The 23,731-nt window shown below is 72.6% G+C and carries 24 protein-coding genes and 1 pseudogene; 7 read left to right on the forward strand and 18 right to left on the reverse strand.

Annotation, left to right across the window (positions count from 1 at the left end; translation table 11 throughout):
- Nucleotides 1-2: 2 nt before the first annotated feature.
- Nucleotides 3-1,103: an alkene reductase gene (locus ABD329_RS30210; protein WP_198276791.1), complete on the reverse strand. Its 1,101-nt coding sequence runs from the start codon at nucleotides 1,101-1,103 to the stop codon at nucleotides 3-5.
- Nucleotides 1,104-1,203: 100 nt separating this feature from the next.
- Between ABD329_RS30210 and ABD329_RS30215 the strand changes: the two genes are divergently transcribed.
- The 3 genes from ABD329_RS30215 to ABD329_RS30225 all read left to right on the forward strand — a co-directional run bounded on the left by ABD329_RS30215 (nucleotide 1,204) and on the right by ABD329_RS30225 (nucleotide 3,383).
- On the forward strand, nucleotides 1,204-1,569 hold the full coding sequence (locus ABD329_RS30215) for a MerR family transcriptional regulator (RefSeq protein ID WP_198276792.1): 366 nt from the start codon (nucleotides 1,204-1,206) through the stop codon (nucleotides 1,567-1,569).
- A 105-nt stretch (nucleotides 1,570-1,674) separates the two neighbouring features.
- On the forward strand, nucleotides 1,675-2,346 hold the full coding sequence (locus ABD329_RS30220) for an RNA polymerase sigma factor (RefSeq protein ID WP_198276793.1): 672 nt from the start codon (nucleotides 1,675-1,677) through the stop codon (nucleotides 2,344-2,346).
- On the forward strand, nucleotides 2,343-3,383 hold the full coding sequence (locus ABD329_RS30225) for a CU044_5270 family protein (RefSeq protein WP_198276794.1): 1,041 nt from the start codon (nucleotides 2,343-2,345) through the stop codon (nucleotides 3,381-3,383). Before ABD329_RS30220 ends, ABD329_RS30225 begins: the two co-directional genes overlap by 4 nt.
- Before the next feature lie 55 nt (nucleotides 3,384-3,438).
- On the opposite strand, the gene hisF is transcribed toward ABD329_RS30225, so the two are convergent.
- The 8 genes from hisF to hisD are packed head-to-tail and all read right to left on the reverse strand — an operon-like array spanning nucleotide 3,439 to nucleotide 9,231.
- Nucleotides 3,439-4,209 carry an imidazole glycerol phosphate synthase subunit HisF gene (gene hisF, locus ABD329_RS30230; protein ID WP_198276795.1) on the reverse strand — a complete coding sequence of 257 codons (771 nt, stop codon included), beginning with the start codon at nucleotides 4,207-4,209 and terminating at the stop codon, nucleotides 3,439-3,441.
- On the reverse strand, nucleotides 4,206-4,616 hold the full coding sequence (locus ABD329_RS30235) for a RidA family protein (RefSeq protein WP_198276796.1): 411 nt from the start codon (nucleotides 4,614-4,616) through the stop codon (nucleotides 4,206-4,208). The genes hisF and ABD329_RS30235 overlap by 4 nt, the downstream gene beginning before the upstream one ends.
- The gene (gene priA / locus ABD329_RS30240; protein ID WP_198276797.1) at nucleotides 4,613-5,344 is read right to left on the reverse strand and encodes a bifunctional 1-(5-phosphoribosyl)-5-((5-phosphoribosylamino)methylideneamino)imidazole-4-carboxamide isomerase/phosphoribosylanthranilate isomerase PriA; all 732 of its coding nucleotides are present in this window, start codon (nucleotides 5,342-5,344) and stop codon (nucleotides 4,613-4,615) included. The genes ABD329_RS30235 and priA overlap by 4 nt, the downstream gene beginning before the upstream one ends.
- A 55-nt stretch (nucleotides 5,345-5,399) precedes the next feature.
- Nucleotides 5,400-6,038, reverse strand: a complete 639-nt coding sequence (gene hisH, locus ABD329_RS30245) for an imidazole glycerol phosphate synthase subunit HisH (RefSeq protein WP_425574398.1) — start codon at nucleotides 6,036-6,038, stop codon at nucleotides 5,400-5,402.
- On the reverse strand, nucleotides 6,035-6,199 hold the full coding sequence (locus tag ABD329_RS30250; RefSeq protein WP_037948925.1) for a hypothetical protein: 165 nt from the start codon (nucleotides 6,197-6,199) through the stop codon (nucleotides 6,035-6,037). Before ABD329_RS30250 ends, hisH begins: the two co-directional genes overlap by 4 nt.
- Before the next feature lies 1 nt (nucleotide 6,200).
- On the reverse strand, nucleotides 6,201-6,794 hold the full coding sequence (gene hisB / locus ABD329_RS30255; protein WP_014059975.1) for an imidazoleglycerol-phosphate dehydratase HisB: 594 nt from the start codon (nucleotides 6,792-6,794) through the stop codon (nucleotides 6,201-6,203).
- Nucleotides 6,791-7,909 (reverse strand): histidinol-phosphate transaminase, encoded by a 1,119-nt coding sequence (locus ABD329_RS30260; RefSeq protein ID WP_198276799.1) that lies wholly within the window; start codon nucleotides 7,907-7,909, stop codon nucleotides 6,791-6,793. Before ABD329_RS30260 ends, hisB begins: the two co-directional genes overlap by 4 nt.
- The gene (hisD, locus tag ABD329_RS30265) at nucleotides 7,906-9,231 is read right to left on the reverse strand and encodes a histidinol dehydrogenase (protein ID WP_198276800.1); all 1,326 of its coding nucleotides are present in this window, start codon (nucleotides 9,229-9,231) and stop codon (nucleotides 7,906-7,908) included. The genes ABD329_RS30260 and hisD overlap by 4 nt, the downstream gene beginning before the upstream one ends.
- Nucleotides 9,232-9,387: 156 nt before the next feature.
- Here hisD and ABD329_RS30270 point away from each other — a divergent pair, with 156 nt between their 5' ends.
- From ABD329_RS30270 to ybaK, 3 genes are read left to right on the forward strand one after another with little or no spacing between them, the layout of a single operon-like run.
- Nucleotides 9,388-10,983 carry an oxidoreductase gene (locus tag ABD329_RS30270; RefSeq protein WP_198276801.1) on the forward strand — a complete coding sequence of 532 codons (1,596 nt, stop codon included), beginning with the start codon at nucleotides 9,388-9,390 and terminating at the stop codon, nucleotides 10,981-10,983.
- 55 nt (nucleotides 10,984-11,038) lie between these two features.
- Nucleotides 11,039-11,779 (forward strand): LON peptidase substrate-binding domain-containing protein, encoded by a 741-nt coding sequence (locus tag ABD329_RS30275; RefSeq protein WP_198276802.1) that lies wholly within the window; start codon nucleotides 11,039-11,041, stop codon nucleotides 11,777-11,779.
- An 11-nt stretch (nucleotides 11,780-11,790) separates the two neighbouring features.
- On the forward strand, nucleotides 11,791-12,288 hold the full coding sequence (gene ybaK, locus ABD329_RS30280; RefSeq protein ID WP_198276803.1) for a Cys-tRNA(Pro) deacylase: 498 nt from the start codon (nucleotides 11,791-11,793) through the stop codon (nucleotides 12,286-12,288).
- A gap of 753 nt (nucleotides 12,289-13,041) precedes the next feature.
- Here the strand turns inward: ybaK and ABD329_RS30285 are convergent.
- The 5 genes from ABD329_RS30285 to ABD329_RS30305 form a co-directional block, all read right to left on the reverse strand.
- Nucleotides 13,042-13,779: an SDR family NAD(P)-dependent oxidoreductase gene (locus ABD329_RS30285; protein WP_198276804.1), complete on the reverse strand. Its 738-nt coding sequence runs from the start codon at nucleotides 13,777-13,779 to the stop codon at nucleotides 13,042-13,044.
- A 13-nt stretch (nucleotides 13,780-13,792) separates the two neighbouring features.
- Complete coding sequence (locus ABD329_RS30290) at nucleotides 13,793-14,575, reverse strand: SDR family NAD(P)-dependent oxidoreductase (RefSeq protein WP_198276805.1); 783 nt, start codon at nucleotides 14,573-14,575, stop codon at nucleotides 13,793-13,795.
- Between the two features lie 21 nt (nucleotides 14,576-14,596).
- Nucleotides 14,597-15,925 (reverse strand): MFS transporter, encoded by a 1,329-nt coding sequence (locus ABD329_RS30295; RefSeq protein ID WP_198276806.1) that lies wholly within the window; start codon nucleotides 15,923-15,925, stop codon nucleotides 14,597-14,599.
- A 173-nt stretch (nucleotides 15,926-16,098) separates the two neighbouring features.
- Nucleotides 16,099-16,977 carry a polysaccharide deacetylase family protein gene (locus ABD329_RS30300; RefSeq protein WP_198280831.1) on the reverse strand — a complete coding sequence of 293 codons (879 nt, stop codon included), beginning with the start codon at nucleotides 16,975-16,977 and terminating at the stop codon, nucleotides 16,099-16,101.
- Nucleotides 16,970-17,968, reverse strand: coding sequence for an asparaginase (locus tag ABD329_RS30305; protein WP_198280830.1), 999 nt, complete (start codon nucleotides 17,966-17,968; stop codon nucleotides 16,970-16,972). Before ABD329_RS30305 ends, ABD329_RS30300 begins: the two co-directional genes overlap by 8 nt.
- Nucleotides 17,969-18,158: 190 nt before the next feature.
- Here ABD329_RS30305 and ABD329_RS30310 point away from each other — a divergent pair, with 190 nt between their 5' ends.
- Nucleotides 18,159-19,184, forward strand: coding sequence for a substrate-binding domain-containing protein (locus ABD329_RS30310; protein WP_198280829.1), 1,026 nt, complete (start codon nucleotides 18,159-18,161; stop codon nucleotides 19,182-19,184).
- A gap of 205 nt (nucleotides 19,185-19,389) precedes the next feature.
- Here the strand turns inward: ABD329_RS30310 and ABD329_RS30315 are convergent, their stop codons facing one another.
- The 4 genes and pseudogenes from ABD329_RS30315 to ABD329_RS30330 all read right to left on the reverse strand — a co-directional run.
- On the reverse strand, nucleotides 19,390-20,157 hold the full coding sequence (locus tag ABD329_RS30315; RefSeq protein ID WP_309142898.1) for an ABC transporter permease: 768 nt from the start codon (nucleotides 20,155-20,157) through the stop codon (nucleotides 19,390-19,392).
- Nucleotides 20,158-20,216: 59 nt separating this feature from the next.
- A complete protein-coding gene (locus tag ABD329_RS30320; RefSeq protein ID WP_214665534.1) occupies nucleotides 20,217-20,975 on the reverse strand; it encodes an ABC transporter permease in 759 nt (252 codons plus the stop codon).
- A 246-nt stretch (nucleotides 20,976-21,221) separates the two neighbouring features.
- Nucleotides 21,222-22,262, reverse strand: coding sequence for an ABC transporter ATP-binding protein (locus tag ABD329_RS30325; protein ID WP_198280827.1), 1,041 nt, complete (start codon nucleotides 22,260-22,262; stop codon nucleotides 21,222-21,224).
- A gap of 885 nt (nucleotides 22,263-23,147) precedes the next feature.
- Nucleotides 23,148-23,731 (reverse strand): annotated as a pseudogene (locus ABD329_RS30330) (NYN domain-containing protein); the annotation flags it as partial.

Below are 23,731 nucleotides of genomic sequence, written 5' to 3' on the forward strand. Positions count from 1 at the left end.
GCTCAGATTGCCGCCAGGGTGGGGTAGTCCGTGTAGCCGGTCTCGCCGCCCACGTACATCAGGTAGGCGTCCCGGATGGGGTTGAGCGGGGCGCCGGTGCGCAGGCGGGTCACCAGGTCGGGGTTGGCCAGGAAGGTGCGGCCGAGGGCGATCAGATCGGCGCCCTCGGCCAGCAGCGCCCCGGCCTGGCGCATACCGCCGTCGGCGGGGACGCCGTCGCCGGGCAGTGCCGGGTTGGCGATCAGCGTGGCCGGCCAGGAGGCGCGGAGCTCCCGGAAGAGGGACTGGTCCGGCCGGGCGCGGACGATGTGCAGATAGGCGAGGCCGGTGTCGGCGAGCTCCTTGATGAGGGCGGGGTAGAGGGCCTCGGTGTCGCCCTCCTCGATGCCGTTGACGGTCGATCCGGGCGAGATGCGCAGGCCCACCCGCTCGGGGCCGATCGCGTCGGCGACGGCGTGGACCACCTCGGCCACGAACCGGACGCGTCCGGCCACCGAGCCGCCGTAGGCGTCGGTGCGGCGGTTGGTGCCCTGGGCCAGGAACTGGTGGAGGAGGTAGCCGTTGGCGGCGTGCACCTCCACTCCGGCGAAGCCCGCGTCCCGGGCATTGCGCGCGGCGGCGGCGAAGTCGGCGATGGTGGAACGGATCTCCTCGAGCGTCATCTCGCGCGGTACGACGGCCTCCTGATGGCCGCTCGGAGTGAAGATGGTCTCCGGGAGCGGCACCGGCGAGGGCGCCACCGGCGTCAGCCCGCTGTTGTCCGGGTGGCCGACCCGGCCGCCGTGCTGGAGCTGGAGGAACATCCGGCCGCCCGCCGCGTGCACCGCGTCGGTCACCCGGCGCCACCCGGCCACCTGCGCCGCGCTGTGGATCGCGGCGATGTCGGGGTAGGTCTGCCCCACCGCGTTGGGCGTGGCGGCCTCGGCGACGATCAGCCCGGCCGTGGCGCGCTGGGCGTAGTAGGTGGCCATGATCGGCAGGGGCACGCCGTCGGCGGCGGCGCGGTTGCGCGTCATCGGCGCCATGACCAGGCGGTTGGGGAGGTCGAGGGGGCCGAGTCGGGCGGGTTCGAAGAGGCTGGCTATCTCGGGTGTGTGCGTCATGCGGGTACGGTAGAACTTGCCATTGATGTCAGATTCAAGCCCGGACTCGGATTCAAGCCCGGACTCGGATTCAAGCCCGGACCGGCAGACGAGGTGTGGAATGCGGATCGGTGAACTGGCGCGGCGCACCGGCGTCAGCGAGCGCTCGCTGCGCTACTACGAGCAGCAGGGCCTGATGACGGCCGAGCGCACCCCGGGCGGCCATCGCGAGTACGGGGAGGGCGCGGTGGACCGCGTCATCCGCATCCAGGAGCTGTACGCCGCGGGGCTGTGCAGCGAGAAGATCGCCCAGTTGCTCCCCTGCATGCGGGACTCGGACGGCGGCCCGTCGCGGACGGCCAGCGGGAAGCTGGTCTCCGATCTGACGGTGGAGCGGGAGCGCATCGACCGCATGATCGCGGACCTGCTCCGCTCCCGTGAGGTCCTGGACGAGGTGATCGAGGCGGCGTCGGTCCCGGCCGAGTAACCGGGCGCGACCGGACACCCGGTAAGCGCCCGCGCCCCCATGTGGCGCAGGTCACGGGAACCACCTCCGCCGTGCGGAGAGGCACGGGTGTGAGGTGTGAACGAGATGAGTGATGGTCTGCGCGCGCGGGTCCGGGCGGGTGACCGTGAGGCGTTCGCGGAGCTCTACGAGAGTTACGCGCGCATGGTCTACAACCATGCCTTCCGGCTGACCGGCGACTGGTCGGTGGCCGAGGAGGTGATGGGCGATACGTTCCTCGACGCCTGGCGCACCCGGGCGCGGCTGGAGCCGGGCGACGGCACGCTGAAGCCGTGGCTGCTGGGCATGGCGACGAACAAGGCCCGCAACGCCAACCGCGGCATCGGCCGCCGCCTGGCCTTCCTGGCCCGCCGCCCGGCCCCCGCCCCGATGGCGGACTTCGCGGACGAGGCCGCGGGCCGGATCGACGACGCCCGCCGGCTCGCCGCCGTGCGCACGGTGTTCGGCCGGCTGCGGCGCGGGGAGCAGGAGGTGCTGGCGCTGTGCGTCTGGTCCGGCCTGGACTACGCACAGGCGGCCGAGGCCATGGGCATCCCGGTGGGGACGGTGCGTTCACGGCTTTCCCGGGCCCGCGCCCGGCTGCGCACCCTCGCCGACCAGCGGCTCGCGGAGGAGAAGAAGGAAAAGGCGGAAGAAAAGAGGAAAAAGAAGGAACCGCGGCGCCGCCGCGGAGAGGTACAGCGTGAGGCCGCGTTCGCGGCCCTGCCCTTTCAGGAGTTTCAGGAGGACCCCCGATGAACGCCGTCGGCTCCGGGCCCGCCCGGCCCGAGCGCGAGCGCGAGGACGCCGCGTACGAGGACACCGCGCGCGAGGAGCTCGCCCGGCTGCTTCCTCCCGTCCCGGCCGAACGGGACGTGCCCTCCGCTCCGTACCTCCACCACAAGGACCGATTGATGCAGCACATCGATGACGACCAGAACCGCACCCCCGCCGCCCGGAAGGTCCGGCGGCTGCCGCGCCCGGCGCTGCTGATGCCCGCCGCGGCGCTGGCGTTGGCCGGGGCGCTGGCCGTCACCTTCACCGGGGGCGGGACGTCCGGCGACACCACCGCCCAGCCGCGCGAGACCGCCACCGTCCTGCTCGACCGGATCGCCGGAACCGCGGCGAAGTCGGACGTCAAGCCGGTGCGACAGGACCAGTTCGTCTACGTCAAGAGCCTCACCGCGGGGGCCGAGATGAAGGAGGACGGTTCCTCGACACTGGAGCCGCGGCATGAGCGCGAGGTCTGGATGTCGCAGCAGGTGAAGCGGATCACCAAGACCGGCGAGATAAGGGAAAACGGGGAGTGGGGCCGGATGGCCGAGTTGGGCGGGTCCCCGGCGGGCGCCTACCGCCCCACGTACCAGTGGCTGGCGTCCCTGCCGACCGACCCGGACGCCCTGCTCGACGAGCTGTACCGGATGGCCACCCCGGACGAGGACGTGGAGAAGGCACAGGCCGTCTTCAACCGGATCGGCTCCTTCCTGGGCGAGACGGTGATGCCGTCGGAGAACGCCGCCGCGCTCTACAAGGCCGCCGCGAAGATCCCCGGGGTGACGCGGAAGGAGGACGCGGTGGACGCGGCGGGCCGCCATGGGGTCGGGATCGCCCGCGTCGACAAGGAGTCGGGGGAGGCCACCGAGTGGGTCTTCGACCGGGACAGCCTGACCCTGCTCGGTGAGCGCAGCTACCTGACGAGGGACGTCAGGGCGGGCAAGAAGGGCGACGTCATGGAGAAGACCGCGTACCTGAAGCGCGGGATCGTCGACCACTACCGCGAGCGGCCGGCCGGCTGAGACGCGACGCGGCGGGGGATCACCGTCCGGTGGTCCCCCGCCGCCGTGACGTACCTCAGCGGACCGGGTGCCCCGCGTCCCGCAGCGCGCCCTTGACCTCGCCGATGCGCAGGTCGCCGAAGTGGAAGACGGAGGCGGCCAGTACCGCGTCCGCGCCCGCCGCGACCGCCGGGGCGAAGTCGGTGAGCTTGCCCGCGCCGCCGCTGGCGATCACCGGAATGGTGACGTGCTTGCGGACGGCCTCGATCATGGCCGTGTCGTAGCCGTCCTTGGTGCCGTCCGCGTCCATGGAGTTCAGCAGGATCTCCCCCGCGCCCAGCTCCGCCGCGCGGTGGGCCCATTCGATGGCGTCGATGCCGGTGCCGCGGCGGCCGCCGTGGGTGGTGACCTCGTAGCCGGAGGGGGTCACCGTGCCCTCGAGGCAGCGGCGGGCGTCGACCGAGAGGACCAGCACCTGGCTGCCGAAGCGCTCGGCGATCTCGCGGATCAGCTCGGGGCGGGCGATGGCGGCGGTGTTGACGCCGACCTTGTCCGCCCCCGCGCGCAGCAGCTTGTCGACGTCCTCCGGGGTACGGACGCCGCCGCCGACCGTGAGCGGGATGAAGACCTGCTCGGCGGTGCGGCGGACCACGTCGTAGGTGGTCTCGCGGTCGCCCGAGGAGGCGGTGATGTCGAGGAAGGTGAGCTCGTCCGCGCCCTCCTCGCCGTAGATCTTGGCCATCTCGACCGGGTCGCCCGCGTCGCGCAGATTCTGGAAGTTGACGCCCTTGACGACCCGGCCGTTGTCCACGTCCAGGCAGGGGATGACTCGGACCGCCAGGGTCATGACCGTCGTGCTCCTCGGAATGCTTCCAGTTCGACTTCCACCAGGACCCGCGAGTCGACGAAGCCGGACACCACGACCAGCGTCGCGGCGGGGCGCACGGCGTCGAAGAGCTCCTTGTGGGCGCGGCCCACCTCGTCCACGTCGCGGGCGTGGGTGATGTACATACGGGTGCGGACCACCGACTCGACGCCGAGGTCGAACTTCTTCAGCGCGTCCAGCGCATGGCGGAACGCCGCGAGCGTCTGCTCGTACGGATCCCCCTCGCCCTCCAGTACGCCGCGCTCCGCGAGCGGCATCGTCCCGGCGACGAGCACCAGGTCACCGGCCTCGACGGCACGGGCGAACCCGATGGTCTGCTCCCAGGGACTGTCGGTCTGGACCCGTCGCCCGATCTCGGGTGAGGTCATACGGCCACCGCCTCCAACGCCTCTTCCAAGGTGAACGCCTTGGCGTAGAGCGCCTTGCCCACGATGGCGCCCTCGACACCTTCCGGTACCAGGGTCGCAAGGGCACGCAGGTCGTCAAGCGAGGAAACGCCGCCGGACGCGACGACGGGCCGGTCGGTCGCGGCGCAGACATTGCGCAGCAGCTCCAGGTTGGGGCCCTGGAGGGTGCCGTCCTTGGCGATGTCGGTGACGACGTAGCGGGCGCAGCCCTCGGAGTCGAGGCGGGCCAGCGTCTCGTACAGATCGCCGCCGTCGCGGGTCCAGCCGCGGCCGCGCAGCGTGGTGCCGCGCACATCGAGGCCGACGGCGATGAGGTCGCCGTGCTCGGCGATGACCTTGGCGACCCACTCGGGGGACTCCAGCGCGGCCGTGCCGAGGTTCACCCGGGTGCAGCCGGTGGCCAGGGCGGCGGCCAGCGAGGCGTCGTCGCGGATCCCGCCGGACAGCTCGACCTTGAGGTCCATGGCACGGGCCACCTCGGCGATCTGCGCGCGGTTGTCCCCGGTGCCGAAGGCGGCGTCGAGGTCCACCAGGTGCAGCCACTCGGCGCCCGCCCGCTGCCAGGCCAGGGCGGCCTCCATCGGATCGCCGTACGACGTCTCGGAGCCGGACTCGCCGTGGACGAGGCGGACGGCCTGGCCGTCACGGACATCGACGGCGGGGAGGAGTTCGAGGCGGTGCGTGCGCATGCGGACAACCTTCGGTGAGAGCGTGCGGGCGGGGGGAGCTGACGCGGGGCGCCGGTCAGAGCGTGTCGAGCCAGTTGCGGAGCAGCCGCGCCCCGGCGTCGCCCGACTTCTCGGGGTGGAACTGGGTGGCCCACAGCGGGCCGTTCTCGACGGCGGCGACGAACGGCTCGCCATGGGTGGCCCAGGTGACCTTGGGGGCGGGGATATGCGGGTTGGTGACCTCGAGCTCCCAGGTGCGGACCGCGTAGGAGTGGACGAAGTAGTACCGCTCGCCCTCGTCCAGGCCCGCGAAGAGCCGGGAGTCGCCGGGCGCCTTGACCGTGTTCCAGCCCATGTGGGGGACGACGGGGGCGCGCAGCGGCTCGACCGTGCCGGGCCACTCGTCCAGGCCCTCGGCCGGGGCGCCGTGCTCGATACCGCGCCCGAAGAGGATCTGCATGCCGACGCAGATGCCCATGACCGGGCGGCCGCCGGACAGCCGACGCCCCACGATCCAGTCGCCGCGCGCCGCGCGCAGCCCCTTCATGCAGGCGGCGAAGGCGCCGACACCGGGGACGAGCAGACCGTCGGCGGCCATGGCCTTGTCGTAGTCACGGGTGATCTCGACCCGCGCGCCGACATGGGCGAGGGCCCGCTCGGCGGACCGGACGTTGCCGAATCCGTAGTCGAGGACAACGACGCTCTTGTTGCTCAATTCCATACCTCAAGCCGCAGGACGCCGGCGAGCAGCGCCATCGTGGCGCCGATCCCGAGCAGCGTGATGATGCTCTTGGACATGCCCTGCTTGACGAAGGAGATGACCCCGCCGAGCAGAAACAGTCCCACGAGGATGAAGACGGTCGACAGGCCGTTCACGTCAGAGCGCGCCCTTCGTGGAGGGGAGGATCCCGGCGGCGCGGGGGTCGCGCTCGCTGGCGTAGCGCAGGGCCCGCGCCAGCGCCTTGAACTGGCACTCCACGATGTGGTGGGCGTTGCGCCCGTAGGGCACGTGGACATGCAGGGCGATCTGCGCCTGGGCCACGAAGGACTCCAGGATGTGCCGGGTCATCGTGGTGTCGTAGGTGCCGATCATCGGCGCGATGTTCTCCGGCTCGGTGTGCACCAGGTACGGGCGGCCGGAGAGGTCGACCGTCACCTGGGCCAGCGACTCGTCCAGCGGCACCGTGCAGTTGCCGAAGCGGTAGATGCCCACCTTGTCGCCGAGCGCCTGCTTGAAGGCGGCGCCCAGCGCGAGGGCGGTGTCCTCGATGGTGTGGTGGGTGTCGATGTGCAGGTCGCCCTCGGTCTTGACGGTGAGGTCGAAGAGGCCGTGGCGGCCGAGCTGGTCGAGCATGTGGTCGTAGAAGCCGACCCCTGTCGACACATCGACCTGGCCGGTGCCGTCGAGGTCGATCTCGACGACGACCGAGGTCTCCTTGGTGGTGCGCTCCACGCGTCCCACGCGGGTCATGCGCTCGTCTCCTTCATCAGCTCGCGTACCGCGTCGAGGAACGCGTCGTTCTCGGCCGGGGTCCCCGCGGTGACCCGCAGCCATCCCGGCACACCGTTGTCCCGGACCAGGACGCCCTGGTCCAGCAGGCCCTGCCACGCCGCGTGGGCGTCCTCGAAGCGGCCGAACTGGACGAAGTTGGCGTCGGAGTCGGTCACCTCGCAGCCGATGGTGCGCAACTCGCTCACCAGCCGGTCGCGCTCGGCCTTGAGCGCCTCGACGTACCCCAGCAGCGTATCGGTGTGCTCCAGGGCGGCCAGCGCGGTGGCCTGGGTGACGGCGGACAGGTGGTACGGCAGGCGGACCAGCTGGACGGCGTCGACGACCGCCGGGTCGGCGGCGAGGTAGCCCAGTCGCAGCCCGGCCGCGCCGAACGCCTTGGACATGGTCCGCGAGAGCACCAGCCGCGGCCGCCCCTCGATCAGCGGCAGCAGCGACGGACGGTGGCTGAACTCCCCGTACGCCTCGTCCACGACGACGAGCGCCCCTGCGGTGTCCGCCCTGGCGTCCTGCGCCGCGTCGTGCAGCGCCAGCACCGCCTCGGCGCCGACCGCCGTCCCCGTCGGATTGTTCGGCGAGGTGATGAAGACGACATCGGGGCGGTGCTCGGCGATGGCCTTACGGGCGGCATCGACATCGATGGTGAAATCGGCGTTCCGGGGACCGGAAATCCAGCCGGTGCCGGTGCCACGGGAGATCAGGGCGTGCATCGAGTACGAGGGCTCGAAGCCCATCGCGGTGCGGCCCGGTCCGCCGAAGGCCTGGAGCAGCTGCTGGAGCACCTCGTTGGACCCGTTGGCCGCCCACACCTGGGCGACGCCGACCTCGAGACCGGCCGTACGGCTGAGGTAGCGGGCCAGCCCGGTGCGGAGCTCGACCGCGTCCCGGTCCGGGTAGCGGTTGAGGTTACGGGCCGCCTCGACGACCCGCTCGGCGATCCGGGCGACCAGCGGCTCGGGCAGCGGATAGGGGTTCTCGTTGGTGTTCAGCCGTACGGGCACGTCCAGCTGCGGAGCGCCGTACGGGGATTTGCCACGGAGCTCGTCCCGGATCGGGAGATCGTCAATGCCGGTCACTTGCTCGGTGGCACCTTCCAGTCGAACCTTGCCTTCACCGCGGCGCCGTGGGCGGGCAGATCCTCCGCCTCGGCCAGCGTCACCACATGGCCGGCGATCTCGGCCAGCGCGTCCCGGGTGTAGTCCACCACATGGATGCCGCGCAGGAAGGACTGCACGGACAGCCCCGAGGAGTGGCAGGCGCAGCCGCCGGTGGGCAGCACATGGTTGGAGCCCGCCGCGTAGTCACCGAGCGACACCGGGGCGTAGGCCCCGACGAAGATCGCCCCGGCGTTGCGCACCCGGGCCGCGACGGCCGCCGCGTCCTCGGTCTGGATCTCCAGGTGCTCGGCCGCGTACGCGTCCACGACGGCCAGGCCCTGCTCCAGACCGTCCACCAGTACGATGCCGGACTGCCGCCCGGCCAGCGCCGGACCGATCCGGTCCGCGACGTGCTTGGTGGCCCCGACCTGGACCTCGAGCTCCTTCTCGACCGCTGCGGCCAGCTCCTCGGAGTCGGTGACCAGCACGGAGGCGGCCAGCGGATCGTGCTCGGCCTGGCTGATCAGGTCCGCGGCGACATGCACCGGGTCGGCGGTGGCGTCGGCGAGGATGGCGATCTCGGTCGGCCCGGCCTCGGCGTCGATGCCGATCCGGCCCTTGAGCAGCCGCTTGGCCGCCGCGACCCAGATGTTGCCGGGCCCGGTCACCATCGAGACCGGACGGCAGTCCTCGGTGCCGTAGGCGAACATCGCCACGGCCTGGGCGCCGCCCGCCGCGTACACCTCGTCCACGCCCAGCAGCGCGCACGCCGCGAGGATCGTGGGGTGCGGCAGCCCGCCGAACTCCGCCTGCGGCGGGGAGGCGACGGCCATCGAGGCGACCCCGGCCTCCTGCGCGGGCACCACGTTCATCACCACGGACGAGGGGTAGACCGAGCGCCCGCCCGGTACGTAAAGACCGACGCGCTCGACCGGCACCCAGCGCTCGGTGACCGTGCCGCCCGGCACCACCTGGGTGGTGTGGTCGGCGCGCCGCTGGTCGCGGTGGACCAGCCGGGCCCGCCGGATGGACTCCTCCAGGGCGGCCCGCACGGCCGGGTCCAGCTCGGCGAGGGCGCTCTTCAGCGCCTCCGCGGGGACCCGCACCCGCTCTATGGTCACGCCGTCGAACCGATGGGCGTAGTCGATCAGCGCAGCGGTACCGCGATGGCGCACGTCGTCGCAGATGGGCCGCACCTTCTCCAGGGCGGCCTCGACGTCGAGCTCGGCACGGGGCAGCAGGTCGCGGTCGATCCCGCCCTCCGGGAAGGCGGTACCGCGCAGATCGATACGGGAGATCACGCGATCAATTGTCTCAGACCCGCCACGAGGCCCCTCCCCCCGTATCAGCCAGTGATACGGACCCCCTAAGTTGACCCTGACCGTTAGCGTTCAACCGGTTACTCAGCGGGAATGTGCTCCGTACGGGGACACGGAGAATCAGGAGGGGACACGGCTGTGACCGAGCCGCACGATGGCGACCCACCCCCGGGCCTCGACCTGACCACCGCCGAATGGGGCATGTGGCAGGCGTTCCGCAATGGCAGCACCCATGATCTGCGCACCTCCCACCCCCAGCGGAACGACCCCTCAGGACCGTACGCCTGGGGCCCGGAGCGCAGTGTCCGCGCGCGTGTCGTGGCCCTCCTGCTGCTGGACGGACCGCCCGCGCAGCCGGGCCGGGTCTCGGCGCTCAAGCTCAACGGGGTGCACATCACCGGCACCCTCGATCTGGCCGGCGGGAACATCGAGCCCTATGTGGAGCTCAAGAACTGCCGCTTCGAGCGGGAGGTGCTGGTCCCCGAGGCGCAGTTCACCACCCTGCGCCTGGTGGGCTGCTCGCTCCCCCGGCTGGAGGCGGCCCGGCTGCGCACCGAGGGCGATCTGCATCTGCCGCGCTGTGTGGTCGAGCACGGCATCCGGCTCACCGACGCCCATATCGGCACCGATTTACTCCTCAACCAGCTCATCGTGCGCCGCGACCGCCGGGGCATGTCGATCAGCGCCGACGGGCTGACCGTCGCCCAGGACTTCCAGGCCGACATGATCGAGTCGTACGGCGAGCTGAGCCTGCGGGGGGCTCAGATCGGCGTGTCGCTCAGCCTGCGCGGCAGCCGGCTGCGCAATCCTTACGGCCGCCGCGCGCTGAACGCGCCGCAGCTGACCGTGGAGCGCAGCCTCTACCTCACCGCGGGCGGGGTGAGCACCTACTCCAGCGGCTCCACCCCGCCGTACGGCACCGCCTCCACCCCCACCCGTGGCACCCGGATCCAGCGCTTCGAGTGCGAGGGCGGGATCCGGCTGGACGACGGGCGGATCGGCGACGCGATCGACTTCGACCAGGCCCGCTTCATCATGGAGAACGACCAGGAGCTGTCGCTGCGCCGGGTCCAGACGCCCGAGCTGCGCTTCCTGGGGGAGCGGCCGCAGCGCGGACGGGTGATCCTCTCCGGCGCCCGGGTGGTCAATCTCGTCGACAAGTCGGTGAGCTGGCCGGGGCCCGGCGGGCTGACCATGGCCGGGTTCAGCTATGAGTGCCTGATCCCGCGCGGCCACTTCCCGCTGGCCCGGCGGCTGGAGTGGGTGGCCGCCGCCACGCCCGAGTACGCGCCCGAGCCGTACGAGATGCTGGCCAACACGATGCGGGCCAGCGGCGAGGACGCCGACGCGCGCGAGGTGCAGCTCGCCAAGCAGCGCCGCCGCCGGGAGACGCTGCCGCTCGCCGGGAAGGTGTGGGGCTATCTCCAGGACTGGACGGTGGCCTACGGCTACCGTCCGGGCCGGGCGGCGGTGTGGATGGCGGTGCTGTGGGCGGTCGGCTCGGTGTTCTTCGCCCACAACCGGCCGGAGGCGCTGAAGCCCGATGAATCGCCGAACTGGAACGCCTCGCTGTACACGCTCGATCTGCTGATCCCGGTCATCGATCTGGGCATGGACGGCTACTGGAAACCCCAGGGCGCCGTCCAATGGGCGTCCATCGTCATGATCCTGCTGGGCTGGGTGCTGGCCACCGCGGTCGCCGCCGGCGCGTCCCGGCTGCTGCGGCGCCAGTGACCGTTGCTCCGGCGCCAGTGAAAGGGAACGCGCGGGGCCATTAGGCTTACGCCCCGTGACCTCCGCGCGCCTTCCGCTCTTCCCGCTGAACACGGTGCTGTTCCCGGGGCTCGTCATGCCCCTGAACGTCTTCGAGCAGCGGTATCGCTCCCTGATGCGCGATCTCTCGGCGCTCCCCGAGGACGCACCGCGCCGGTTCGGGGTGATCGCGATCAGGGACGGCCACGAGGTCGCGCCGAGCGCGATCGGCCTCCCGGACACCCACACGCCGCCGGACCCCGGCCCCACGGCCGGGTTCGGCCCGGACCCCGCCAAGTCCTTCTACTCCGTGGGGTGCGTGGCCGACGCGGCCACCATCCGGGAGCAGGAGGACGGCACCTTCGAGGTGCTGGCCACCGGCACCACCCGCTTCGAACTGGTCTCCGTGGACTCCTCGGGCCCGTATCTGACGGCCGAGGTCAAGGAGCTGGAGGAGGAGCAGGGCGAGGGCGCCGGGGCGCTGGCCTCCGGGGTCGTACGGGCCTTCCGCATGTACCAGAAGCGGCTCGCGGGCGCCCGGGAGCGGACCCTGGCCGCCGAGCAGGACCTGCCGGGCGAGCCGTCCGTCCTCTCCTACCTGGTGGCGGCCGCGGCGGTGCTCGACACGCCCGCGAAGCAGCGGCTGCTCCAGGCGCCGGACACCGCGAGCCGTCTTGCCGACGAGCTGAAACTCCTTCGCGCCGAGAGCGCGGTCATCGGTAAGCTCCCGTCGCTCCCCGCCGTCGATCTGACCCGCGGTCCCACCAGCCCCAACTGACGCGGACGAACATGCCGAAGAAGCCCAGGAAGAACTCGGCGGGCACCCCCGCCACCACCGCCCTGACCGCCGCGGGCACGGACTTCACCGTGCACTCCTACGAGCACGACCCGGCGGCCCCGTCCTACGGCGAGGAGGCCGCCCAGGCGCTCGGCGTCGCACCGGAGCGGGTCTTCAAGACGCTCGTGGCGAGCGTCGATGACCGCCTTACGGTCGCCATCGTGCCCGTCTCGGCCACCCTCGACCTCAAGGCGCTCGCCTCGGCGGTCGGCGGCAAGCGCGCCACGATGGCCGACCCGGCGGTGGCCGAGCGCACCACGGGCTATGTACGCGGCGGAATCTCCCCCCTCGGCCAGCGCAAGCGCCTCCCGACGGCCCTGGACGCGTCGGCCGACGCCCACGAGACGATCTGCGTCTCGGCGGGCCGCCGCGGCCTGGAGGTCGAACTGTCCCCCAAGGACCTGGCATCGCTGACGGACGCGGTGGTGGCACCGATCGCCCGCTCGTAGCTCCCACGGCGGGACCGCTCATGGCTCGCGCGGCAGGTGCGGGCCCGCACCACGTGCCCGTCGCGGATCTCCACGTCGTACCAGGCGGCGGGACCGAGCGGGCCCCGGACGGCGAGGGCGTCCCCGTCCAGCCGGCCGCTCTGCCGGATCCACTCCAGCCGGACCAGCGTGTCGGCGGCCAGGGCGCAGGGGTCCGGGCCGGTCGGCGGTGGCCACAGGGCGGGCGCGGGACGGGCCCAGGCGTCCGCCACGCCCTCCACCCGCTCCAGATAGCGGCGGGTGGACCAGCGGGGCGCGGCGAGCGCGGCGATGACGGCGCTGGCCGTGGCCCCGGAGTCCACCACCGCCACCGTCCCGGGCGCCTCCAGCGCGGCGTCGGCGCTACGGGCCCCGCCCGGGGCGACGCGCAGCACCACGCCCCGGCGCCGGTCCTCCTCCGCGGGCACGGACAGCGGCCCGGACGGCCGCGCGCGGTCCGGGGACGCCGGTTCCGCTCCGGGGGCCCAGCGCCGTACGGCGGCCACCAGGGCGACCAGCCCCGCACAGGCCGTGGTCGCTCCGGTGGGTCCGGTCACCAGCCAGCCGCCGCTCCCGACCGCCACCCGCACCCCGGGCCGGTCCACCGTGCCGACCGCGGCGGCCACCGCCCGGCGGGCGGCGGCCCCGCTGACCCAGGGCCGCGCCCAGTCGAACGCGCCCCGCTCACCGCAGGCCCCGCACATCCCGCCACCTTCCTTCTTCCGCCGTTCCCGGCTACGGCATCACGTCGCCGCTGTTGGGGCCGAGGGTCTGGCCGACGTACAGATTGCCGCCGGGGTCGCTGGCGAGCAGCACGGCGGTCGGGGCGACCTCCTCGGGCCGGCCGAACCGCCCCAGTGGCAGTTCGGCCTGTTTGGCCGCCTTCCACTCCGGGGTGATCCCGGCGACCAGCGGGGTGTCGATCGGCCCCGGCGCGATGGCGTTCACCAGGACGCCCCGCTCCGCGACCTCCAGGGCCAGCGACTTGGTCAGCCCGATGACCCCGGCCTTGGCCGCCGCGTAGTGGGACAGCGACCGGCCGCCCTTGATGCCGAGCTGCGAGGCGACGTTGATGACCCTCCCCCAGCCCCGTTCGGCCATCTGGGGCACCGCGTAGCGGCAGCAGAGGAAGACGCCCGTCAGATCGACCGCCAGGGTCTCGGACCACATCCGCGGGTCCATCTCCATCAGCGGCGCCTCCGTGAGGATGCCCGCGGCGTTGACGAGGACGTCGATCCCGCCGAACTCCCGGACCGCGGCCGACATCACCGCCTCCACGGCGGCCGGATCGCTCACGTCCACCGCCGTGTGCCCCGCGGCGCCGGTCCGCTCGGCCACGGCCCTCGCCCGCTCCCCGTCGCGGTCGGCCACCACCACCCGGGCCCCTTCGGCCGCGTAGGACTCGACGACGGCGCGGCCGATCCCGCTGGCCCCGCCGGTGATGAACGCGGTCCGTCCGTCCAGCGCACCCATCAGCGCTCCCTCCTCATGCCGGCATCCTCACGGTGAGGCCGCCGTCGACGACCAGGCTCTGACCGGTGATGTACGAGGCGCCGTCCGAGGTCAGATAGGCGATCGCGGAGGCTATCTCCCCGGGCCTCCCGACCCGTCCCCAGGGGATGTCCCCGGCGGCACGGGACAGCCCCTCGGGGCCGAGCGAGTTGACGGGGTCGGAGGACTGGGGGGTCTCGACGAGCCCCGGAATGACGGAGTTGACGCGGATGCCCCGCGGGGCGAGTTCGACCGCGAGACTGCGGCACAGCCCGAGCACACCGGCCTTCGCGGCGGCGTAGTGGGCATGGTCGTCCCAGCCGTAGACCCCGCCCGCGATGGAGGACACGGCCACCATCGCGCCCGGTCCGTCCATCCGCCGCGCGGCGGAGCGCAGGGTGCGCAGCACCCCGGTGAGGTCCACGGAGAGCATGTCGTCCCAGGCGTCGTCGGTGAGCTGATCGAGCGGTGCCCGGCGCAGCACCCCGGCGTTGGCCACGGCGATGTCCAGGCGGCCGAAGGCCGTAAGGGCGTGTTCGGCGAACGCCTCGACCTGAGCGGGGTCGCGCACATCGACCTCGTACCGCGTGCACTCCCCGCCCGCCGCCTTCACCAGGCGCTCGGTCTCGGAGGGGTCGTGGGGGTCGCCGGGGTAGCTGCCGATGACGGTGCGCACCCCGTGGCGGGCGTACTCCACGGCGAGCGCGCGGCCGATGCCGCTGGCCGCCCCGGTGATGACGGCGACGCGCCGGTCCGTGGAATGGTCGGTCCTTGCCACTGTGGTCCTCTCCCGATGGTTTCAGGCTTCGACGGTGTCGACGCGCCGGGCGGCGAACATCACGAAGCCGGACAGAAATGTGCCGACCGCCCCGATGAGCAGCGCGGTGCGATCCCAGTGGGCGCCGGAGGCGAGCATCGCGGTGGCGATCGCCCCGGCGGCGATGGCCCCGGGCTGGCTGAAGGCGTTGATGAACGAGGTGCCGGTGGCCCGGCAGCGGGTGTCGTAGCACTCGCCCATGTAGAAGAGCATCGCGGCGTACGGGCCGACCAGGAAGAACATCCCCAGCGAGTAGAGCACCACCACGGCGACGGTGCCGTGGGCGACGGTCAGCATGAGGGCGAAGAGCACGCCTGAGAGGATCCAGCCGCAGGCGATCACGTTCCGGCGTCCGAAGCGGTCACCGGCCCAGCCGTGGAAGAGATATCCGGCGAAGGCCACAGCGTTGATGATGATGAAGAGCACCAGGGAGTTGGCGAAGCTGACACCCTTGGCCTTGGTGAGCACCGTGGTGCCCAGGACGCTGAAGGTCTGGATGCCGAACCAGTTGGCCAGCCAGGCGAAGCTGAGCACCAGGGTGTTGCGCCGGGCGCGGCCGCGGAAGATCTCCAGCAGCGGTGCGGAGGGCCTCTCGTCCACGCCGTACTCCGCCGCGACCCGACGTGCCTCGTCCACCTTGCCCTCCCGGTGCAGCCCGCGCAGCCGTCGCTCCAGTTCGAACTGCGGGGTCTCCGGCAGTCCGCGGCGCAGCAGGGCGATGACGACGGCGGGGAAGGTGGCCAGCAGGAAGCAGCCGCGCCAGCCGACGAGCGGGAGGAACACGGCGACGAACGCCGCGGCCACGAGCGTGCCGGTCGGCCAGCCGGCCTGCACCAGGCTGTAGACGAAGCCGCGGCGCTTCTTGATCGCCTCGTCCTCGGTGACGGCGTAGATCTCGTTGAGGTAGGTGGTGTTGACGGACTGTTCGGACAGCCCGATGCCGCCCAGGGAGCGGACACCGACCAGATACCCGGCGTTCACGGTTCCGGCCGAGGCGGCCGACGCCAGAGCGGTGCCCGAGACGGTGAGGATCATGCCCTTACGGCGGCCGAGCCGGTCGACGAGCGGGCCGACCCCGAGGACCACGATGGCCGTTCCGGCGGAGATCAGGGTGGAGACCAGCGCCGCTCGTTCCTCGCTCCAGCCGAAGCGGTCGGAGATCTCCGGCAGCAGGGTGCCGAAGAGTATGTAGTCGTAGACGGCGAAGACCCATGCGAAGAACGCGATGGCCGTCGCCTTACGGGTGTGCCGCACCCCGATGCGCGGCAGTCTGCGGGTGGGCGCGACGGGATCGGAGGAGACTGTGGTCATGACGGGTGCCCCTTGTCGGAAGCGGGGGATCGCCGCGCCGTCGCGGCGAGGGGAACGGAAATGCTTCGGCCGGGGGTGGGGCCGGGGCCCGGCGGCATGAGACCTGTCGCCCGGGAAGGGGCCGCGCCGCGCACGGGATGACCGCGCTGGGGGCGGGACGGAGAACGGGTTGATCAGGCGCGGGGGAAGCGCGCCTTGAAGTCGGTGGCGATGTCGTCGAAGGTCGACCAGCGCACGCCCTCGTGGCCGCCGATGTACTCGATGAGCCGCTCCAGCATCAGCAGCGTCTGGGGCCTGCCGGAGACATCGGGGTGGATCGTCATGGTGAAGGCGGCGTAGTCCATCTCCCGGTACACCCAGTCGAACTGGTCGCGCCAGGTCTGCTCCAGTTCGCGCGGGGAGACGAAACCGTGGCTGTTGGCGCTGGCCTTGACGAACATCATGGGCGGCAGATCGTCGAGGTACCAATTGGCCGGGATCTCGACCAGTCCGGTCTCCTGACCGCGCACCAGCGGTTTCATCCACTCCTCGGCCGGTCGCGAGTAGTCGATCTTCGTCCAGCTGTCGCCCACCCGGACGTAGTAGGGCGTGAAGTCGTTGTGCATCAGCGAGTGGTCGTAGGTGATACCGCGCTCGATCAGCAGCTCGTTGGTCACCGGCGAGAACTCCCACCAGGGGGCGACATAACCGGTCGGGCGGCGCCCGCAGACCTTCTCGATCAGATCGATGCCGCGGTCCAGGACGGCGCTCTCCTGGGCCCGGGTCATCGCGATCGGGTTCTCGTGCGAGTAGCCGTGGGCGCCGATCTCATGGCCCGCGTCGACCACCTGACGGGTCTGGTCGGGGAAGGTCTCCAGGGAGTGGCCGGGGATGAACCAGGTGGTGCGCAGCTCCTTCCGCTCGAACAGCCGGAGCAGCCGTGGCACCCCGACCTCCCCGGCGAACATCCCGCGGGAGATGTCACAGGGCGAGTCCTCGCCGCCGTAGGAGCCCAGCCAGCCGGCCACCGCGTCCACATCGACGCCGAACGCCACGAAGATCTCTTTAGCCATGGGTGTTCCTCTCCAGTGAATCGTTGAATTCGGCCCGCACCCGCTCCGGATCGCCGTAGGCGCCGAGCAGGGCGATGAGCAGGACCCGCGCCTGGGAGGGGCGCAGGGTTCCGGTGGGGACGGCCCCGGCCCGCACCAGATCCGCGCCGCCGCCGTTTCCGTAGAGCGCGGCCACGGGGCCCGCCTGCACCCGGGTGGACAGGGCGACGACGACGCCGGACGCGGTGAGCCGGGCGACCTCCGCGGCGACCTCCGGGTTGGCGTTGCCCGCCCCGGTGGCTTCGAGCACCACCCCGCGGGCACCCGCGTCGGCCACCGCGCGCAGCGCCCGGACATCGCATCCGGGGTAGCAGGCCACGATGTCGGCGCGGATCCCATCGGGGCGGAAGGCGCCGAGGTCCAGCGGTTTGGGGCGCACCGGCACCGCCGAGATCCGCACCTCGCCGTCGCCGACCCGCCCCAGCGGGCCGCCGTCGGGTGCCGCGAACGCGGCGGGCGCCGTGGTGTGCGCCTTACGGGTGCCACGGGCGGGGTAGACCTGGCCGTCGAAGCAGACCAGCACCCCCAGGTCGCGGGCGGCGACGGCGTCCGCGACCGCGATCGCGTCCGCCAGATTGCGCGGGCCGTCGCCGTCCGGGGCGTCCGCCGGGCGCATCGCCCCGGTGAACACCACGGGCCGGGGGTCGCCGTGAAAGAGATCCACCAGATAGGCGGTCTCCTCCAGGCTGTCGGTGCCGTGGGTGACGACGACCCCGGCCACCGTCTCGTCGGCCAGCGCCTCGCGAACGGCCAGGGCGACGCCGCGCATATCGGCCGGGGTCAGCAGATAGCTGCCCAGGCAGAACACGTCCCTCGCCTCGATCGCCACCCCCGGCGGCCACGGGAGCCGCTCCAACAGGGCGTCCGCGGACTCGGCGGCGAGCCTGGTGCCATGGGCGTCCTGCCGCGTGGCAATGGTTCCGCCCGTCGACAGCACGACGATCCTGCGCACCCTGCCTCCTCATCGATGACGCGAAACCGATTGTGTGTGGCTCGATTTCGCACCCAAACGTTTGGGCCAATCGTTTGGGTAGGATGTGGGCCACCAGCGGCGAGTGTCAAGAGGTCCGCTGTTACCATCGCGCCAACTGGCCGTAACCGAGGTCCGGCTGCGGCGGCGGGACAACCGGAGGCCGAGCGGAGTGGGCACGCAGCGATCACAACCGGTCACCCTGCGCACCATCGCCGATCAACTCGGCCTACATGTCTCGACCGTCTCGCGGGTGCTGCACGCCAAACCCGACGAAAGCCTGCGCGCCGCCTCGACCAGCACCGTCGAGCGCATCCGCCGCCTCGCCGACGAGCTCGGCTACCAGCCCAACCCGCACGCCACGAGCCTGCGCACCCGGCGCAGCAATCTGGTGGGCGTGCTGGTGCCCCGGCTGTCCGACATGGTGCTGGCCACGATCTACGAGGGCATCGAGGAGGCCGCCGCCGAGCACGGACTGTCCACGTTCGTCGCCAACACCGGCGACCGGCCCGAGGCACAGCGCACCCGCACCAATATGGTCATCGGACGGCGCGTCGACGGCATGATCTTCGGCGACGCGTATGTGGACGGGCGGTTCCTGGACGAGGTGGCCGGCCGCGGCATTCCGTTCGTCCTGGTCAGCCGCACCGCCGGGGCCCATCCCTCGGTGACCTGCGACGACTATCTCGGCGGGCGGCTGGTGGCCGAGCATCTGCTGGAGCTGGGCCACCGCGATGTCGCCGTCGTCGCGGGCGAGCCGTACGCCAGCACCGGTATCGACCGCACCGCGGGCCTGGTGGACCGCTATCGGGAGGCGGGGCTGTCCGTTCCGGCGGACCGCATCGCCCAGTCCCGCTTCGACGTCTCCGGCGGCCACGCCGCGACGGCGCGGCTGCTGGACACCCCGAACCCGCCGACGGCCATCTTCGCGGTCAACGACTTCGCGGCCATCGGCGCGATAGGCGCGCTGCGCAACCAGGGGCTGCGGGCGGGGGACGACGTGGCCGTCGTGGGCTTCAACGACACGCCGCTGGCGGCGGAGTTGCCGGTGCCGCTGACGACGGTGCGGTCACCGATGCTCGACATGGGGCGCGAGGGGCTGCGGACGCTGCTGCGATTGCTGGAGGGCGAGGCCGTGGAGTCCAGGCGGCTGCGCCCCGAACTCATCGTCCGCGCCTCCAGCGTCCCCTCTCCTTGAGGGCGTCCCCGCTCCCTGAGGGCGTTCCCTCTTCTTGAGAGCGTCCCCTCTCCTTGAGAGCGTTACTTCTCCCTGAGTCAGGCTCCCTGAGCCGGGAGGGAGGCGGCTCTCCCTGAGCCGGGAGGGAGGCGGCTCTCCCTGAGCCGGGAGGGAGGCGGCGGACCGGGCCCGCGGAGACCGGGGCCCGGCAAGGGACGCGCTCCGCTCAGCGCGCTCCCGGCGTCGCCGGGTGCGGCAGGGCGGGCTCCGGGTCCCTCGGGCCGAAGAGCCCGGTCAGCGCCAGGTGGATCACCATCGCCGCCACCGACCACGCCAGCAGCGCACCCTTCGCGCCCAGCTTGAGCGGCCCGTCGAAGGTGACGCCCTTACCGGCCGACTTGGCGTGCGCCACGACGTCCGAGGTGGGCCCCAGCCATACGCCCAGCCGCCAGGCGATCACCGATGCGAGCACCCCGCCGACCGCAAGACCGACGACCAGCGCGATACCGCCGTGGCGGAAGAGCAGAAAGACGATGAAGGCCGAGACGGCACCGAAGGCGAGCCCGAGCAGCGTGAACATCCCGTCCGCGCCGACCGCGTCCTCCCCTTCCGAGTTCTTCAGATAGACGGCGGAGCCGTCCGAGACCAGGGGAACCTTCGGCGCCAACCACAGCCACAGCAGCCCGAGAAGCACCCCGGAGACCGCCACCGCGATGGCGACCAGCGACGCCTGCACCAGTTCGGCACGCAGCTCGGGCCCGGGCTCGGAGTGCTCGGAGAACTCGGCGTGCTCATCAGGGTGCTCGGCGTGCTCAGCGTGCTCGGCGTGCTCGGAGTGCTCCGAATGCCCCGAAGCCTGCCCCGGGTGCGCGGGATACCCGGTCGGGTAGGGCACGGCGGCGTCCCCGGCAGACTGCTCATGGGACGGCGGCCGGCCCTCGGCGGGCTCGTCGTGCGGCGAGTGCTGATCGTGCGGCGTCAACGGTGCGGTCACCCCGTCATCGTGCCAGGCGGACGGCGTACTTCGGTCGGCGGGACGTTCGCTGCGGCGCGTCACCGCACCGCCGCCCGCCGATAGGCCCAGGTCGCGGCGGCGAGGGACACCACGGCCACCCCGGCGCACACCCCGAGGTCGGCGCAGACCACCCACCAGTCGGGCTGCCCGTCGAAGGATCGGGCCAGGGCCTCCACACCGTACGTCGACGGCAGCAGATCCCGCGCGTACGACACCACCTGCGGCATCCGGGCCGCGGGGAGCACGCCGAGCAGCAGCGCGGCGGACATCCCCAACTGCCCGCACAGCGTAGCGAGTTCCTGGCGCGGGGCGAGCAGCCCCAGTGCGGCGCCGAGTCCGGCGAGGGCGGCGCCGGACAGGGGGATCACGGCGAGGAGGATCCACAGGTTCGTCATGGGCAGCTGGAAGAGCACACTGCCCATCACCGCGGTGACGGCGGTCCCGGGCACGGTGAAGGAGGCGTACGCGGCGGCCGCCCCGAGCACCACGGCCGAGGGCGGCACCGGCAGGGTCGCGTAGTGGTCGAGACCGCCGCTGGCCCGCAGCTGGCCGAAGTACTGCGCCAGCAGGTTGAGCGCCACGAAGGCGACGACCAGCACGCTCGACCCGGCCACCACCGACCGCGCCTCGCTTCCGCCGTCCACCACCCCGCGCATCAGGATCATGATCCCGATGGACTGGAAGGTGGCCACGAAGAGCAGCGGGATCCGGGCCACCCGGGCCCGTGAGAGCTGGGCGCGGTAGACCGCGACGAGCGCGGGGAGGAGCCGCGCCCGGGCCGCCAGCGGCGCGGGCATGTCACCGGCCTCACCGGAGTCACCGGACGCCCCCGAGGTGCCGGAGACACCGGACGCACTGGACGCACCGGACGCACTGGGCAGCCCAGCAGACGCACCGGACACACCAGACACACCAGTGGCCCCGGACACACCGGATACACCGGACACGGCGGGCATGACACTCACGTTGTGCTGCTCCTCTTCGCCTCTTGCGGCTTGAATACGGTCACGGTCACCGACGCGTTCACCGGCTCGCCCCGGCGGTCACGCCTTCACCAGCCCCTCCGCGCCCTCCGCACGGCCCCCCAGGGCGATGTACACATCCTCCAGGCTCGGCGTGGCAAGGGTGAAATCGTCCAGCGCGGCGAAGGCGGGGCCGCCGGTCACGGTGGCGATGGCGGCGCGGGCGTCGTCCTGCGGCAGCCGGAGCGTCCAGCGCCGCCCGGAGGCGCCACCCGCGGCCCGGGCCGCCTCGGCGGTTTTCCACAGGGCGGCGACCTCGGGCACCTCAAGCGGCGGCTCGGTACGCCACACCAGCTCCAGCCGCACCTCGTCGGCCACCAGCGCCTTGAGCCCGGCGGGCGTGTCGCAGGCGATGACCCGGCCGCGGTCCAGCACGGCGACCCGGTCCAGCACCGTCTCCGCCTCGATCACATTGTGGGTGACCAGCACCACCGTCACGCCCCGTTCGGCGCGCCGCCGGTCCACGGCCGCCCATACGGCGCGCCGGGCGACGGGGTCCATCCCGCTGGTGGGCTCGTCCAGCACCAGCAGCGGCCGCTCCCCCACCAGCGCGGCGGCGACGCAGGCCAGCCGCCGCTGCCCCCCGGACAGCTTCTTCAGCGGGCGCCCAGCGACCTCCCCGAGCCCCAGCTCCTCGATCACCGCGTCCCGCTCGGCGCGGGCCGCGCGGGTCTCCAGGCCGCGCAGCCGCGCGGTGGTCTCGGCGGCGAGGGAGACGGTCAGCTCGTCCAGCGCGGTCGAGTCCTGGCCGAGATAGCCCAGCAGCCGGGCGGCGCGCTCGGGGTGGCGTACGAGATCGTGGCCGAGCACCCGCACCTGGCCCTCGTCGGGCCGCAGCAGGCCGGTGAGCTGCCGTACGAGGGTGGACTTGCCGGCGCCGTTGGGCCCGAGCAGCCCGAAGACCTCGCCGCGCACCACATCGAGGTCGATGCCGTCGCTGGCCCGGACGGCGGGCGTGGCGGGCGCGCCGCGGCGGCCGCGCGCCGCGGGATAGGTCTTTACCAGGCCGCGCACGGTGCACACCAGATCGCCACTCGTCGCCTGTTTCGCGCCCGTCCTCACGAGCTATGAGGGTACGCGCCCAAACAGCCGCTCCCGCCCTCGGGGCCCTCAGGCCCCTCGGCTCCCGGCTCGCGGCTCCCGGCTCCCGGCTCCCGGCTCGCGGGCCAGGGCCGGACCGCGGCCCACGGGTGCCCGCCGGATCGTGCCGCCTGCGGCGGGCTGTTCCCCTACCCGCCCCTTCCCGAAACCAGGGGCTCCGCCCCTGGACCCCTCGAGGCCGGGGCCCCACCACGCGGCGAAGCCACATATCGATGCCGCAGGAGGCGGAGCCCCGACCTGAGGGGGACTGGGGCGGAGCCCCGGCCCGGGGTCTGGGGGCGGAGCCCCGGCCCGGGGTCTGAGGCGGAGCCCCACCACGCGGCGGGAGCCCCACATCGACGCCCCGGGAAGAGGAGCCCCGGCCCGGGGACTGCGGCGGAGCCCCGCCGCACAGCGAAGCCCCACATCGCCCCCCGGGGAGGGGAACCCCGATCCGCGGGGACCTGAGGCGAACCCCCAACCCGGGGACTGGGGCGAAGCCCCACCACACGGCGAAGCCGCATATCGGCGCCGCAGGAGGCGGAGCCCCGATCCGGACTGGGACGGAACCCCGCCACGCGGCAGAGCCCCATATCGACGCCTCGGAAAGAGGAGCCCCAATCCGCGGGGACTGAGGCGAAGCCCCGGCCCGGGGCCCAGGGCGGAGCCCGGTCCGGAGTCAGGGCGGAGCCCGGTCCGGAGTCAGGGCGGAGCCCGGTCCGGAGTCCGGGGCGGAGCCCGGTCCGGAGTCCGGGGCGGAGCCCAGCCCGGGGTCCGGGGCGGAGCCTCCCATGCGGCGGAGCCGCATATCGTCAGGTGGCGGGGAGGGAGCAGCGCGCCGTAGGCGGCAGGGTCGCCGGGTGGTCCCTAGCCGCCGGTCTGGGCGTGCTCCGCCGCCGAGCGGAGGTCGATCTCGCGCCAGAAGCCCGCCCGGATCGCATAGCGGTCGTGCTCGTCGATCTGGTCGTCCTTGTGGGCCAGCAGCCCGAAGCGGGCCGCGTAGCGCAGCAGTTCACCGTCGATGCGGTGCGGGATGCGGGGGTACTCCGTGGAGAGCTGCTGGAGATGGCCCGAATCGGCGAGCCGTTCGGTCCAGCGGCGGGCGAAGACCTGGCCGACCTCGAACGGGTCGCCGCTGACCGCGGTGATGTCCTCCTCGCGGTCGGCCCAGCGCTGCTCGGCGCTGGTGAGCTGGGCCAGCATGGGGAGGTTGGCGGTCTCCGGCGGCTCCCCCACCCCGGAGCCGGGGCCCCGGTCGATCCAGCCCTTGTCGGAGGACCAGCGCAGCGTGGCGCCGGCCGGCTGCCGGTCCGTCTGGCCGCCGGGCCCGGCGGGACCGCGGCCCAGGTCGGCGAGGTCCTTGGGGGTGGGCACCCCCTTGGCCGCGGCCCCCGCCGCGACATCCGCCCCCGCCGCTACGTCCGCGCCCGCCTCGGCGGCCGCGGCGGCGG

Origin of the sequence: Streptomyces javensis, assembly GCF_039525925.1 — a bacterium.
Taxonomy (GTDB): Bacteria; Actinomycetota; Actinomycetes; order Streptomycetales; family Streptomycetaceae; genus Streptomyces; species Streptomyces asiaticus.